This is a genomic window from Mesorhizobium sp. SP-1A (assembly GCF_032460275.1).
Classification (GTDB): domain Bacteria; phylum Pseudomonadota; class Alphaproteobacteria; order Rhizobiales; family Rhizobiaceae; genus Mesorhizobium.
In genome coordinates, this window is the sequence record NZ_JAVXZD010000002.1 from 714,317 (window position 1) to 729,920 (window position 15,604).

The 15,604-nt window shown below is 53.2% G+C and carries 10 protein-coding genes; 5 read left to right on the plus strand and 5 right to left on the minus strand.

From position 1 onward, the window contains the following. The first annotated feature begins 89 nt into the window (after nucleotides 1-89). From QU595_RS12440 to QU595_RS12450, 3 genes are all read left to right on the plus strand, one after another. Complete coding sequence (locus QU595_RS12440; RefSeq protein ID WP_315922367.1) at nucleotides 90-2,222, plus strand: hypothetical protein; 2,133 nt, start codon at nucleotides 90-92, stop codon at nucleotides 2,220-2,222. A 76-nt stretch (nucleotides 2,223-2,298) separates the two neighbouring features. Beyond that, nucleotides 2,299-4,539: a hypothetical protein gene (locus QU595_RS12445; protein ID WP_315922369.1), complete on the plus strand. Its 2,241-nt coding sequence runs from the start codon at nucleotides 2,299-2,301 to the stop codon at nucleotides 4,537-4,539. Between the two features lie 32 nt (nucleotides 4,540-4,571). Further along, the gene (locus tag QU595_RS12450; RefSeq protein WP_315922371.1) at nucleotides 4,572-4,757 is read left to right on the plus strand and encodes a hypothetical protein; all 186 of its coding nucleotides are present in this window, start codon (nucleotides 4,572-4,574) and stop codon (nucleotides 4,755-4,757) included. Nucleotides 4,758-4,807: 50 nt separating this feature from the next. Here QU595_RS12450 and QU595_RS12455 read toward each other — a convergent pair whose 3' ends face one another. The 5 genes from QU595_RS12455 to QU595_RS12475 all read right to left on the minus strand — a co-directional run bounded on the left by QU595_RS12455 (nucleotide 4,808) and on the right by QU595_RS12475 (nucleotide 9,189). After that, complete coding sequence (locus QU595_RS12455) at nucleotides 4,808-5,098, minus strand: hypothetical protein (protein WP_315922373.1); 291 nt, start codon at nucleotides 5,096-5,098, stop codon at nucleotides 4,808-4,810. Continuing rightward, a complete protein-coding gene (locus QU595_RS12460) occupies nucleotides 5,095-5,298 on the minus strand; it encodes a hypothetical protein (protein ID WP_315922375.1) in 204 nt (67 codons plus the stop codon). Before QU595_RS12460 ends, QU595_RS12455 begins: the two co-directional genes overlap by 4 nt. Further along, the gene (locus QU595_RS12465; RefSeq protein WP_315922377.1) at nucleotides 5,298-6,731 is read right to left on the minus strand and encodes a hypothetical protein; all 1,434 of its coding nucleotides are present in this window, start codon (nucleotides 6,729-6,731) and stop codon (nucleotides 5,298-5,300) included. The genes QU595_RS12460 and QU595_RS12465 overlap by 1 nt, the downstream gene beginning before the upstream one ends. A 16-nt stretch (nucleotides 6,732-6,747) precedes the next feature. After that, nucleotides 6,748-7,938, minus strand: a complete 1,191-nt coding sequence (locus QU595_RS12470) for a DUF6384 family protein (protein WP_315922379.1) — start codon at nucleotides 7,936-7,938, stop codon at nucleotides 6,748-6,750. A 69-nt stretch (nucleotides 7,939-8,007) separates the two neighbouring features. Further along, nucleotides 8,008-9,189 carry a cell surface protein gene (locus QU595_RS12475; protein WP_315922381.1) on the minus strand — a complete coding sequence of 394 codons (1,182 nt, stop codon included), beginning with the start codon at nucleotides 9,187-9,189 and terminating at the stop codon, nucleotides 8,008-8,010. 431 nt (nucleotides 9,190-9,620) lie between these two features. Here QU595_RS12475 and QU595_RS12480 point away from each other — a divergent pair, with 431 nt between their 5' ends. Continuing rightward, nucleotides 9,621-12,287: a PD-(D/E)XK nuclease family protein gene (locus QU595_RS12480; protein WP_315922383.1), complete on the plus strand. Its 2,667-nt coding sequence runs from the start codon at nucleotides 9,621-9,623 to the stop codon at nucleotides 12,285-12,287. After that, nucleotides 12,287-15,589: a UvrD-helicase domain-containing protein gene (locus QU595_RS12485; protein WP_315922385.1), complete on the plus strand. Its 3,303-nt coding sequence runs from the start codon at nucleotides 12,287-12,289 to the stop codon at nucleotides 15,587-15,589. The genes QU595_RS12480 and QU595_RS12485 overlap by 1 nt, the downstream gene beginning before the upstream one ends. Nucleotides 15,590-15,604 lie beyond the last annotated feature (15 nt).

Here is a 15,604-nt window from a genome sequence, read left to right on the forward strand (position 1 = left end):
CCATTTAAATAAGTTAGACAATCCCACCTTTTAATTCGAATAAAGGCTTGTCGAAAGGAGCGGCCTCGTTTGTCGAGGCAATTTACGCCATGGAAAAATCGAAGCGAGTTCTATTTCTAATGGAAAAATGGCAGGAACGTGTAATGGAGCGTTCCAATGACGATCATTCCAGGACAGACGATTTCAAAGGCGTTGAAAGCCTCGTTTCGTTCGACCCGACTCCTCGACATGAATATCTCGACTGGGTTTGCCGCACATATGTCGGTCAATCATTCCTACTCGAAGACGCCAGCCGCGTGTCCGACACCCTCGCCGTTTTCCATCGCTACAAACACCGCTTGCCTGTCGCGCAACGTGACATTGGCCTTCTCAAAAGCGAACAGGATCTATGGGAGATCGTGGAGCGCTTCACTCCTCAGAACGGGGAAGAAGAACTAGCTGAAGGCAAGGAGCTGAAGCGACAAGAGAAAGCCAAAGCGCTTAGCGAAAGCGACATCCTCGAAAGCGAGGACCTTGATGGCTGGACTGTCGCTAGCCCGAAAACCCATTTTGCAGCACGCTGGTGGTCCAAAGGCACCCGCTGGTGTACGGGCATGAAGAAGCCTGCCTATTTCAACAACTATGTGCGAAGTGGTCCTCTACGCGTCTTTATTTCGCCATCGGGAGAGAAGCTCCAGGCACATGTAGCTACACTCACATTCTGCGATGCGGCCGACCGCAGACTCTCAAATAACGCGTTCCTCGATCAAATCCCTGCGCCTGCGCTCAAAATGCTGCAGGATGACGCAATTCGATCCATGGACAAGCTAGGCATTTTTTCAAGAATTCCAGCTCCGCTACGGTCTGAATCCATGATCGAAAAAGCCAAACAGGAAGGTTTTGATCAAGCCGTTACGCTTGCCGAAAACTCAGACGGCTACTTGCTGAAATATCTTCCGTCCATGCTATCGATGTGGGCATTCGGCCTGATTTCTGAGAATGAATTCGGACGCGGTGGACAGCGAGCAGACGTCATCCTGATGCGGGCCGAGACAGTGCTCGCCCACTGTTACGACTCTTCTAATGGAGCCACGCTGTGCGATCAGATCAAGAACACGACGGACGTAGATTTTATTCGCAAGTGCGCGTCCAGCATGCTTGGCCTATGGGAGAGAAATAATAATTTCCCGAATAAATTCGTCAATGTCATCGGCAAAGCTTTTGCAGACGAATATTTCGATCAGGCGACGTGGGACGCATACTTCGCCAAGGCGGCAAAAAAGCTTCGTAACAACAATGATCTCACCATTCCGGTTGCCGAGCGTTACATTTCGGAAGAAATGGCCGACGCCTTGGCGAAATACAATCTTCTGACCATCCTGCCTCAATCAATGATCACTCCTGAGCGCGTCGATATCTTCGTTGCAGACACACCTGAGAACATCAGCCGCGTTGCTTATCACGGTCACGAGCACATGATTTCTGATGAAGCAATCGCAACTGCAGCTAAATGGAAGAAGGGCAAAGGTCTTGCCTATATTCCATACGAGCGCTTGTCCCAGGAATTGTTCCATAGCGTCGTCAAAGAACATCCGACAGCTATCTATCACGTTGACCACCGTCATTTGACGCATGAGCTAATCGACGAGGTCGTCTCGACTGTGCCTAACGCGATCATCAACATTCCAGAACATTTTGTGACAGAGGAACTGGTTCTTAAGGCTGTATCTATGAACGGCAACCTATTCCAGCAGCTGAATCAAAAATGGAAAACTCCGGCTGTCACAGAAATGGCATTACGCGTCTCTCCAAATGTCTTCGTCAACACAGATTGCTATCTAACCTATGAGCAATTCAGAAACGGCGTTGCCATTGTTGGCAGCTCTCTCTCGCGAGTTCCGCTGATTTATAGAACCATCGAAATGTGCGAAGCCGCATTGCTCGCTCACGTCGCCGACGCAGTCGCTCATGTGCCGCCACGCGTACTTGCCGCAATTAAAGCGCGGCGAGATAGCACCCTCGACAGTCCTTTAAGGACGCACACTTCCGGCTGGAACCGTCCGCTTTCCAGGCGTTATGCCCCGAATGATCCTATCCATTCATTCTTTCCAGATGACGACACGGTTTTACCTGAACGTCTCCAGAAGCTGATGCACGCTGACAAAATGACCGCCATCAGCACTGATCCTGACGGTCTGCTTGCGAGACAGCTTGTAGATGCTCCTATGACGATGGCCATGTAGCGTTGTCGTTTTCGGAATGTTTGGACAGCTGGTTCCATGCAGCGCCAACTGGTCTCCTGATTGAAGGAGATTTCATATGGCAATTACACCAAGACTGCTCTTTCTCAAGAAAAAATGGGACGAGCGCCTGAGCGAAAGGCAGGCGAAGGATAGCTCGCATCCACAGGACGCCAATCCGATGGACTTCCTGATCGATATCGATCCAACGAAGAAGCGCGAGTACACCGACTGGCTATGCCGCACTTATGTCTCGGGTAATTTTCGCTATGAGGATCGTGACCGCGTAAAGGTCACACTCGAACTCTTCAATCGCTACAAACACCGCCTCCCAGTCGAACAGCGAGACATTGGCCGCATGAAGACGGAACAGGCTGTCTGGGCCATCGTTGAGGGCTTCCTCCCGAAGGAAGACAACGAAGATTCAACCCCTGGCGGGCGCGAGAAAAAGCGCAGGGAACGTGCCAAGGCGCTTGCCGAGAGCGAGTTGGTAGATGGCGAGCTGACTGAAGGATGGATAGTTGTCTCCCCCAATACCCATTTCGCATCCCGCTGGTGGGCCAAAGGCACGCGCTGGTGCACGGGAATGGAAACTGACGAGCATTATCGAGCCTATATGGAGACCAGCCCGCTACGCATCTTCATCACCCCTGATGGCAAGAAATACCAAGCGCATGTCTCGACGATGACAATATGCGACGCAAAGGACCTTACTCAAGATTTCGGGCAGATGGTCAAGCGGTTGCCGCAAGCCGCACTCGACCTCCTGCGCAAAGATCTGGTCGATTGCTTCGAAAACGCTGACTTGAATGTCTTGAACTATCCGGAGGACTGCCCTCCAGAGCTGCTCGACAAAGAAACCATTGAAGCCCTTAAGAGGAAATTCCATGAAATTGCAGATCGCGAATTGGCTCGGTCTGAGGACGGATGGGTTCTGAAAATTCATGATTCCAAATACGCAAAATGGCTGCTCTTCCTTCAATTAGAGAACGACAGAAGACTTCTCCCTGGGAATAGAGGCCGCGAGGGAAGTTGCATCTCTCTGTCCAAAAACGGAGAGGTTGTCGATGTCATACCGTTCAACAGTAGCGACTACGACAAAGCGGGGACATCAAAGCTCATAGCAAACGTAATCGCGACTGAAGACGCAAAATTCATTGAAAGCTGTGCCGAGCGCCTAATGGACAACTGGAATGAATCGCTTCCTGCTGTGTCCAAGTTTGCAACTCAGCTAACCAAGGAATTCCCAGACCAGTATAAGAGTGATAAATTCTGGCAGTCGTATACCGAAGGTTTCGGAGCTTACACAAGAAACGAGAGTTTCGTGACGCCACCTCACAAATACCTCACCGAGGAAATCCTGCCGCAGTTCGCCAAATACAACCTGGCCCGCGTCCCACTTTCCATGATCACATCAGAAATAGTTGAGAGTGGCCTCATGCACTCTGGAACCGATGGTGCCAAGTTTGCACAAGAGAATGACCTGTTCAGGTTTGTTTCAGAGGAATTCCTGTTTGAATTTGCTATTCACGACGTTGGCAACAACACGCAGTACGTGCCAACGAAATATCTAACATCAAAATTTGTGAGTAAATTTCTTGAATATCGAGCCTCAAATATCGGCATATTGGATGTAGCTACGGACTTCAACAGAACGGGAATAAGCGTCATTACGGAAGAACACTGCAAGCAGGCTGTGGAACGTTCCCCAGCCGCAATTGCATCGGTTCCAAAGCGCTTTCTGACACCGGAATTGTGCCATCACGCCATCGCGAATAGTGCTTTCGCTATTAACGATATCCCTAAGGATGCGAGAACAGCAGAAATGTATGTTCAAGCAATGGAAGACGCGCCGGAAACGCTCGCTTATGTTCACAGCAAACAGATCATGATCCCATACGATGCATTCTTAAATGCCGTAACCAGAAGCCCCGCAAATCTCGGCATAGTCCCATTACCATACAGGACAGTAGAGCTTTGCAGTGCAGCGTTCTCACTCTTAGATAGTGATCCCGCACCTTGGCAAATTGAAGAAATTGCCAAGCACGTTCCGCCAATGGTCGCGCGTTACATTCCTCAAATGCGCACGCTGCTGGAAAAAGAACCATATACATGTAACTGGCTGGCTGGCAGCTATAGGAATGACAAACATATTCGCGAGTTTATGCCTCTCAACGAGGACGAGCTACCAGCGGCGCTGCCCCGACTATTTAGAGAAAAAGGCTCCAAAGATTTCATGACCATGCCGGATGAGGTCATTGCGATCATGCAAGAATTTGAAGAAGCGATGCGCCTGAATTCATCACAAATGCATTCGTAATCACGATAAGGCATGTGGGAGGAAAACGTTTAATGACGAAGGTTAATTCCGTCGCCCTGCGCGACCGTATCATCTTTATAAGCTTTGCCAAAACTCTTCGGGAGACTGCAGATAGGCTCAACAAGACACCTCAGCCTTTGATTTTCGATGAGGTTCACTACACCAAGGGCTTGGTGATCGACCATGACAACGACGAGCCTCAAACGCAGCGCATGTGAAATTCGCAAATTGTTCGAAAACGAAAAAAGCGGCCATTAAGCCGCCTTCATTATTTCAGGACGCTCCAGAGACGTTGAAGAAGCCTCTCTGTCGTCGGACTCGGTCGCTTGTTGGTATCAACATTGAGCCACTCGCCTTCCCATCCAACGAACTGCCTTTGTATCCGCAGCTTGCCGAATATGTGCCATCCAGCACTTTCGACCGTCATGACCATTTTCAGACCGAAGCGTTTATCAACCACATGATCCACAACGCGTACCTTCTGGCCGAAAGTCAGAAGACCGAGTTCAAGGCCGACCAGCGCTATCATCGCCAGAAGCGTGATTTCCCACGTCGTCATCGAACGCTCTCCGTCACGGCAGTGTGCGCCTTGGCGCGATACCGCAAAAATGAAGCCTCCGAGGCCACCACAAACGTGTTGGCCTTCGCATAGCTCTTCACAGGAACATCAGGTTCCGAATGATTTCTCCAAGCGAACAGGCCGCAGACGAACAACAGCATGATCAGAAAGGTCGCGATTGCCTTCTCAACTAGGTGCATCAGAAGCCACCTCCAGTCGATGAATCGTCGCCGCCAAATCCGCCACCCGAAGACCAGGAAGACGAGCCGCCGAAACCACCACTGGAGGAGTCCGATCCCCAAGACGACGAGGACGAGCTACTGGAGCTGCTTGAGCTTGAACCACCCCAACTCGACGACGAACTGCCCCTTGATGACGAGTAATAGTCATCAGACGGACGATGCGAGCGCTGAACCGCGTCCCAAAACACCGATGCCGTAATCACACCCGTTGCCAGATTATCGATCATGCGATCATCGACCTTGTCGCTGAAACGGTCAGACGAACCGCTCCAGCCACGGCGACGCAGCTTGCTTTCTGCCTCATCCAGCGCATTCATCCGCTTCTCAAACTCAAGCTTGCCAGGCGTAAGCTGGAGAATCTGTTTGCGAATGTTATCGTGGCTGGCTTCCAGAGCGCTGATTTTATTTACCAGCTGATCGTCTTCCGTGCTTTCGGTCTTCCGCGCCAGAGCATGAAGATCACTAATGCCGAGCTTCGCCAGCTGTTCTGCGTAGGTCTTGGTGATACGGAACAGATCTTCGTCGGTCGCGTGAGCCGCTTCTGAAATGTACTCAGACGCCTGACGAACTTCGGCACGAAGCGTCGAGATATCGCTGTCGATCTGCTTCAGCTGCTTGTTCGAATTATCGACCTTCTCCTTGAGCGGAAATACCTGCTCATGGGTCTGACGATAGATTACGTCCAATGCGGCCGCATCTGCATCATGATCGACATGGACCTTTTGCATGCGCTCTTTGAACCACTCAGGGATCGCGTGCAGGATATCGTAGTCACCCTTCTTGCGCTTGAACGAAATCAGGTTCGCCAGCCAACCGTCGATACGGGCAGTCAGGCCGAAGCTCTTATATTCAGGCGTGCCGAAATTGCGCTTGATCAGATACGCGAAGAAAGGGTCCTGTTCGTAAGCGACGCGCTTGTCAGCAAGCTCCGCCTTAGCGCGATTGAGCTTGCGCTCAAGGCTCTCAAGCGTTTCGGTCACACCCGCCAAGTGGTTGCGCAGACGGATAGCCTCTTCGTCTTCCTCGTAACGGATATTGGCTTCCTTGTTAGCCTTGTCATAGACCTCAAAGGCCGCATTGGTATCGCGAGCCACGACTTCGCGCTGTTCGCGCTTCTCAGCGATCTTTTGCTCAGCCTGCTTGATGGTCGCCTTGGCTTCGTTGATCCGCTGTTCGCGAGACTTCAACATGGTCTCGATGTTCTTCGGCAGAGCGATGTCCTGCTTCAGATGGATCGCGGCCAGCTGCTGAAGAAGCCTTGCCTGCTCCTGAACCACACCGCTCAGTTCACGCTCAAGACCAGCAATTTGACTGGTGACGATACGCGCCTGACGCTGGAGTTCATCACGCTTGCTGGCGAGCTTGTGTGCGATTTCTCTTCCTGTAGCCATTTAAATATCCCCTTCCTTACCAGCGCGTGATCATCTGATTATTCTGCTGCGGAATTGACCACTTGAATTCCAGCGTGCCAGCAGGTTTCTTGCCGACCTCGAAATCGTCGATGACACCATCCGACTGCTTGTCGTGACCAACCTTGTTGTAAGTCGCCTCAGGAACGCGGATGCCCCAATGCGTCACAGTCTCGGTATTGCCCGTTTCAAAGTTTTTGATCGGGAAAGGCACAGCAACACCATTCACGTCCAACGCCTCGACGATCAAGTAATAAACCTTCGTCCGATTGTTATCGGGAGTGCGCCAGACACCTGAACGAACGCCTGCACGATCAACAATACGAAGCATCAGGGGCGACTGAATGCGATTGATCTGCTCGTCGAGGCTTCGCTTGGCGGCATTGAAGGCAACGACGTCACCCTTGCGAGCCGCAGCCTCGGCCTTGCCGAATAGCGGCGTAAGCGAACGCTTTGCGCCCTCGTCCATAGACATCTTCAGAGTTTCACTCTTAGTTGTCTCAAAAGTGCTGATCAAAGTTGCGATTTCAGCCTTGGCCTTCAGTGACGAAGCCATTTCATTGAGTGCATCGATATTCTTCCGCGCATCCGCAACGCGTTTCGCTTCAAGAAACTGTAGTGTCGCATCGCGCAGATTGTCTGCATGCGCCTTGGCAACGTCGTCCTTGTATTCCGTCGCAGCAGTGACTGCGGCCGTATGAGCGCTCTTCAGCGCCTGCGGAAGGCGAGTTTCGACATCCAACTTCAGTTCGGCAGCAATGCGTTCCTGTTCAGCCTTGGCGGCAATTTCAGCGCGCTCACGAGGCTTAACAACGAACTCGCTATGAATAAATACGGCAGAGCCGTACAGAAAACCGATTGATGCAATCGCGGTTACTGTGCGGAGGGCGATTTTGCCACGATTGATCCACATGCGAGCAAAAAGGCGCGGCAACCCAGGCGCAAGCGGCTCGTGGACATAGCGATTTTTGTCCATATCATCGACGGCACGTTCGATAATTTCGTCCGAGACAACGGTGCCTTGCGATTCATACCACTGACGAAGGCGCGCTTTGAGAGCCGCACGACGGTCATCCGAGAGCATCTCTGTCTCTTGAATAGCCATTTCATGACGGATCGTGTCGACGGTATCCGCCGCCATCAAAACGTCTTCAAGTGTTGGAGCATTTTTCACTGCAATAGCTGACATTCCGCCTATTCCCTTGTCGATTTAAGCAGGAAACATGGGGCCAGAACCATTCCAGCCCCATGCCGAGAATTAAGCATTAACGGTCAGGCCAGGAGCCTTGCCGCTGGCAACCAGATCCGCAATGCGCCGTTTGCCATCTTCGACATAATCGCGAATTTCCTTCGCGTTCTGTTCCGAATCCTTGCGCATATCAGCAATGATCTTGGTGCTGTTTTCCTGGAACTCGACAACCGAGTCGACCAGCTTCTTCACCGACTGGGCGCGAATGCTCGGCCCATAACCCTTGCGGAGCGCATTTTCGGTAACCTTCGTGCCGACATCAGCGATGCTTTCAAGGCTCTTGGAAATGCCATCATGCATAGCGTCCAAAGCCTGCGTGGCTTCATGGAGACCAAGCAGACCCGTGTAGGTCGCTTTGAGCGCTGTCAGAACCGAACTGTTGGTGCTCATGAAAGCAACCGACTGCTTGAACAGGCGATCCTTCGCCATGTGGGATTCAGCCAGCTTCGCCATGGTCACTTCGGTCACGGAGTAGGAAACCTGCAGATTGTTGGCGAGGTCGGTCGCAATCTGCCAACGATCTTCGACGGCCTTTGCGGCGCGCTGCGCTTCATCGCGTTCCAGTTCGAGACGGCTCTTTTCCTGCGGAGACGCATCCGAGGCCTGCTGCACCAGCGTCATTGCGTCTGCAACCTTCGCCTGAGCGGCCTTGAGGTCCTCATCGAGAAGAGCCTTGACTTCGTATGCGATGATTTCAGCTTCCTTGATCGAGCTGCGAAAATCCGCATAGGCCTCAAGGATAGCGCTCTCACGCTGGACCTGACTGCCGACGTCCTTGATCACTGCGTCGAACGTCTTGCGAATGGCGTCGAAGCGATCCGAAATGTCACCGCGAGTGAGCTTCATGACGACGTTCGATACGCGGTCGCCGAGGGTCGGAGCAGAACGTTCAGCCTGCACGACGAGACGCTTGGAGTCATCGCGAATGCTGTCAAAACGCTTTACGATTTCGTCGAAACGATTGCCGAAATTGATCTGGGAAATCTGGTTCGCAACCAGGCTATCGAAATTTTGCTGGTGAGACAGCGTGCGGGCAATAACGAGAACGCGATCTTCGTCGACATCGGAAATTCGCTTCAGAAGATCGACAATTGGAGCGGTGCCAGTGTCAGGCGAGCCAACGCCGAGCACCTTCAGGCTATCAAGAGCCTTCTGGAGGAATTTCGGGGCAGTCTTCGTCACTTCGGTCATTCGCGTTGTTTCCTTTCAACAATTTCGTTTTCAGAGCATATTCGATTGCGTGAGATTTTTCAGATCGCCAATTGAACCCCTGTGGCGCTTTACGGCTTTTTCTAAATGTCAGGTAATTTACTCGTCCTGCAATGTCAACATATTTTCGCTTATTTCTGCAATTTTCCGTATAAATCTCCTTTAATTATTCTCCCTGTTTTCCTGCCGACTTATGCGGATTGCAAGCCTTGAATTTACGGACTGAGAGCCTTGAGGGGAGAGATAATTACCGATCTCGGCTGCCTATTGTCTGCTATTCCCTTATTTAAACATTCCTCAAATTCGAAGGAATGTTGCGGAAGCGAATAAAATCATTTACTCGTCAACAAATTTAATTGAAAATCAAATGGAGTTCAGATATCTGACCCGTATTGGAAAAGGCAGCTTTACGCATGACGAAAGCAATTAATGGGCTTGGTTTTCGAAAAACCATTTTGGTCAATGGCCGTCTGGCACTGCGCACCGAACGACTGCGCCTGGCCCGCGAACAGGTCAGCGGCACTCAGGTAATGGCTATTGAACATTTCGCCGAGCGTCTCGCTGGGGGTTTCCTGCGAATGGTCGACACCCGCACGCTCAAGGAAATTATCGGTAAAGTTCTTCCTGAAACCGATATTGGCGAGCTTGAGCCAATCAAGGACCTGCCGGGGATGACATCGGCCGCAGCGGACACGCTGATGAAACTGTGGCTCGCGCGCCCGGATATCGAAGCCATCAAGGATCACAAGCGTATTCAGTCAATTCTTTCGCTGGAAAATGCTGTCGTAGCCGCTCTCCCCGCTCACATGAAGCGGCCAAACGACATTATCGAAATCGCGATTACGCGTGCTCACCACGCCCCGTCCATTTTTGGCGACGTGACAATGAGCGGTATGACCGAACTTCATCCGGTCTGGCGTCCTCTGATCACTGTTGTATCCAAGCACATCAACATCGAATGGAATGCTGGTCCGCGAGAGGTGTCGCCATGGATTGGGGAAGCGCTGAAGGTAAAGCGCTCTGAGCCTAAGACACCAGAAGTCCAATCATACATCTGCGGCACCGCGCTTCACGAGGTCATAGAGTCCGTACGTTGGGCGCGTAAGCTGATGTCGGAAGGCGTATTGCCCCGTGACATCGCTATCGCAAGCGTTTCAACGACTGCTTATGACGAACACATGCTGGCGGTCTGCTCTGACAGCAAGCTCGGCATTCATTTCGCTCACGGCATTTCCTGCGTCCATCGCATCGAAGGTCAGGCGGCAAGCGCTCTTGCCGATATCTTGCTACGTGGTCTCTCACAGAAGCGCGTCCAACGCCTTCTCGATCTCCTGCAGGGACTTGGTTCGGAAGCCGTAAAAGGCCTTCCAGGCGACTGGAGCCGCAACTTCCGACCAGATGCCGCACTCACCGAACTGCCTCGTTGGGAAAAGACGCTGAACAGCAAACCGCAGCTCGCTGAACTCAAGAACATCCTGCTTCCCATTCTGACGCTCGTCTCCAAGGGCATCGAGGTTGCGGCGGAAGCAGGAGAAAAGCTGTTTCATGGTCAGGCAAAGAAGATCTGGGATGCCGCGCTTCTTGAAGGTCCCGCCGCCGCACTCGACCGCACAATTCCAATGCAGCGCATTGATGATGGCGAAGACCCTCACTCGTCTGCATGTTTCATGTCTGCTGAAAAGCTGGCTGCGTCGCCGCGTCCATATGTTCGTCTGATTGGCCTCACGTCCCGCGACTGGCCACGTCAGTCCGGCGAAGACGCATTGATCCCCGACTACATCATTCCATCGAATATCCTCGATCCTATGCCGCGCTCGGATATCGACCGTCGCGATTACAATACGATCAAGGCAACGACTGAAAAACTGCTCGTCCTTTCGTGGCCGCGCCGTGATGCTGAAAGCCGTCAACTGGGCGTCAGCCGTCTGGTTACGCAGATCGAGCGCGACAGCGCCAAGCCTATTCAGCTCACTGATCGTCCAGATCACGCTTTCTCGGAAGCCGACCGCCTATTTGCCCGTGACAAGGAATATGCGGTATCACCGCACGCAATTTCGGCTGCTACTTGCTGGAAGAATTGGCGCTCCAAGGACCTGACTGCACATGATGGTCTGATTGCCCCCAGCCATCCACGCATCCAAGACGTCTTCGACCAATACCATTCCGCCACGTCTATTCGCCTGCTTCTGCGCGATCCGATTGGCTTTGTATGGCGATATGCGCTTGGCTTCAGCGCCCCTGAATATGAAGACGCTCCGCTGTTTGCCGATGCCCGCGAGTTTGGCAACATCGTCCACGACATTCTCAAGCAGACTGTCGACCAGCTGATCCGCAAGGGCGGCTTCGCAAATGCCTCACCAGAGGACATTTCTCGCACGATTGACGAACAGTCGATCAATGTCGGCATGCGCGTCGAAATGTCGAAGCCGATCCCGCCAAAGCTGATCTGGTTCGGCATGATGGAGCGTGCCACCAAATTCGCAAAAGCGGCACTGCTGAGCGAGATTGAACGATATCCAGATCAGGTGACGTACGCGGAAGTTCCGTTCGGCGGCAAGATTGAGCTGAAAGAGGAATCTTTCCCGTGGGACATCGAGCAGGAAGTCACAATTCCTGGGACGGGCCTGAAGCTGCAGGGCATCATTGACCGTCTGGATTTTTCCACGTCGACGCCGAAGGCTCGCGTTATCGATTACAAGTCGGGCAAGACCCCGAAAAACATCGACGACCTCATCATCGGTGGTGGCAACGAAATTCAGCGCGCCATCTACGGCTTCGTCGTGAAGTCGCTGATGGGTGGCAATGCTGAGGTTGAAACTGGCCTGCTCTATCCGGAAACCGGAACCTTCGCAGTGCTGGAAGAACCGGATGAAGTTTTGGCGCAGGTCGCCAATGGAGTGCTGATCGCCAAGGAATCTCTGGAGAGCGGTAACGCAATCCCAGGCATCGGCACCAGTGAAGCATATAACGACATGCGTTTTGCGCTGCCAGCAAACGCCGCAGCAACCTACCTGCTGCGCAAAAACCAGACGTTCCTGGATCGTATCGGTGAAGCGGCAGAGATTTGGGAGCACAAGTAATGCTGAATGACTCGACAGCTCGTCGCACTGCCCTTCTTGAGATCAATCGCACCCTCATGGTTGAGGCGGGCGCTGGCTCGGGCAAGACCTCGCTCATGGCGGGACGCATCATTTCGATGCTCGCCAATGGCGTTCACCCTCGCGACATCGCAGCTGTGTCCTTTACGGAAATGGCCGCTGCGGAACTGATGGGCCGCGTCAGTGATACGATTGACGACGTTCTGAAAGGCACACCCCCAGCCGACCTTCGCGCATCCTATGATGGCGGAAATATCGATCCCGAAGGCCAGGCAAGACTGCAGGAAGCACAGCATCACCTCGGTGAGATGACCTGCACGACCATCCACGGTTTCTGCAAGCGCCTTCTGAAGCCTTATCCCGTTGAAGCCGACATCGATCCAGGCGCTGCGATCCTCGACGCTACGCAGGCCTCGCTTCTGTTCGAAGACGTGTTCAACGAATGGATTCGTGAGCGTCTCAACAGTGAGGACTATCACAAGGACATCATCACTGAGATGGTGGCCACCCATTCCGACACAAAAGAAGCTATCGAAACGATCCGCCGTCTCGCGGACCAGCTTCGCGGTTCGCCAGACCTCTTCCTTCACAAGCAGGAATTTGACCTTGCTCCTGCCAATCAGCTGATTGATCAGATCGAAAAATACGAGAAGTGGATTGCAGGCCTTGGCTTTGAAGCTGAAGGCAATGAGGACATTCGTGCGGACTTCGCGCAACTGCGAAAAGAGCTGCTCGCCTCCATGGGACTGCCGAAGCATCAGGCGCTGATGAACATCATCCGGCTGAAGCTGTCCTCGTCCGTTCTCAAGGTTGATGGCGGATTCCGCGTCTACAAGATGAAGGGCAAGTGGCAGGCCGCCGCGCCTTCGAAGAAGGTCGGCGAAGACTGCAACACGGAAGCGACCGAACGCTATAACGAGATTGCGGCTGGCTACGAAGCTCTGAAGACCATGGCTGCGTCAGCCGCCCTCACGATCCTAGAGAGCGAAATTCGCCCGATGCTTGATCGCTATCGCGACCGTAAGCGTCAGGGTGCCGCTCTCGATTTCGAGGACCTGCTCGTCGCCACCCGCCAGCTCCTGCAAAACTATCCCGAGATCGCCAAGGCTCTTGGCCAGCGCTACAAGCACGTACTCGTCGACGAATTTCAGGACACCGATCCGGTCCAGACCGAAATCTTCAAGCACCTCTGCTTCGACCGCGATGCCGATGGCGAATGGGTCCCGCGTCCAGGCGCGATCTTCCTTGTGGGTGACCCCAAGCAGGGCATCTATCGCTTCCGTGGCGCAGACGTGAAGACCTATCTGGATATGCGCAACCTTCTCGAAAAGCACGACTCGACGTCGATCCTGAAGATTTCGACGAACTTCCGTTCGAGCAAAGGCATTCTGGATTACGTCAACGACGTCTTTGACGTTCCGTTGAGCGCTCCCTCGCAGCCAGGCTTCACCGCACTCGATCCGTTCCGTCAGGACACCAGCAAACATCCGTCCGTGGCGACCATAAAGATTGGCGAACTGGATACCATTGCCGAGACACGTGACGAAGAAGCCCGTCAGATTGCAGAAATGGCGCGCAGGCTGATCAACACCTTCCCCGTCTTCGACAAGAAACTCGGTGCTACCCGCCCATGCAAACCGTCTGACATAGCTCTGCTCGCGCCAACTGGCTCCGATCTGTGGCGCTACGAACATGCCCTTGAAGAAGAAGGCATCTCTGTCGCCACGCAGGCTGGTAAGGGCATGTTCCAGCGTCAGGAAGTTCAGGACATGATTGCGATCACTCGCGTTCTGGCCGATCCGCGTGACCACCTTGCTCTCGGCGCTCTCCTGCGCGGCCCGCTGGTTGGTATGACAGAAACTGAGCTACTTGATGCAGCGCACGGTCTTCCAAAGCTGGAAGACGGCGGACTTGCTCATCTGCACGTTGGTATCGACACAGGCCTGATCAAGAACCCTGTGCTCAAGACGGTGCTGGCCCAGCTGAATGCGCTTCGCAACTCTGGAAAATACACGACGCCTTATGACGTCCTTTCCAGCGCTGTCGATGTGCTCAATGTTCGGGCAACTGTGAAGGCTCGCCATTCCAAGTCTCCACACCGTGCGCTTGCCAACGTCGACCGCTTCCTCGAAATGAGCCGTCCTTATACAACCCGTGGCCTGCGCGCGTTCTCAGACGAAGTCCGCTCACTCTGGGAGGATGGCGAACGCATCGCCGAAGCACATCCAGACGGTGAAGATCAGTCGGTCTCCATCATCACCATGCACTCTTCCAAGGGGCTGGAATGGCCTGTGGTTTTCGTCATCAACACGATGACCGAAATCATGCGTTCCAAGCCTCTGGTCGTCGACGTCAGCTCGCGTCAAATCTCGATGCCGTTCTTTGGATTCCAGCCAAACGGCTATAGCGAACTGAAGCAAATCTCAGATCAGGAGTCCCACAACGAACGCGTTCGCCTGCTCTATGTGGCCACCACACGTGCACGCGATCTTCTCGTCGTCCCCGTGCACGAGAAGACTACCGAAAGGCAGTGGGCAACGGTTACGGACCTGAAGTTGCAGGACATCCAAACGATGGAGCTGGAAGGCTTCTCGAACGCGATGCGCGTGCAGCGCGACATTACCGTCAATAATCAGGATGCGAAGACTTTCGCAGAGCAGACCGCTGCGATCCTCGCGGCCAAGAAGCCTATCATCAACAAGACCCCTTCCCGCCACGAAAGCCATGCATCGAGTTTGCGGATTTCGCTTGATGACCTGATCGACGCCGAGCCAGTCGCCGACCCTTCCGAATTCGTCCAGGGCAGTGCTGAACGCGGCATTGTCATGCACAAGCTGATGGAAGAAATCCTGACTGGCGAACTGAAGGACAATGAGCCAGAAGTCGAGAACCGTGCGCGCGAACTGATCCAGCAAATGATCGCTTCCAAAGAGGATGAGATCAAAGACATGGATGCTCGCGTCATGGCCAAGGAGATCATGCAGACGCTGGCATTGCCGCAAATCGCATCGATCCGTCATCGTCTGGTGCCAGAGGTAGCGACCAGCTCATCATACGAGGACGATAAGATCGAAGGCGTTACGTTCGGCATCATGGACGCGGCCGACATTACCGACCGTGGTGAGATCGAAACGGTCATCGACTGGAAATCTGACAGAAGTCCGACAGCGGCAACTATTGAATTTTACCGCGACCAGATGTCAGACTATATGAAAATGAATTCGGCCAAGCGGGGATTGATCGTTTTCATGGCGAGCGGAAAAATCATAGACATTGCCGCGTAATTGCGGCAATCGTCA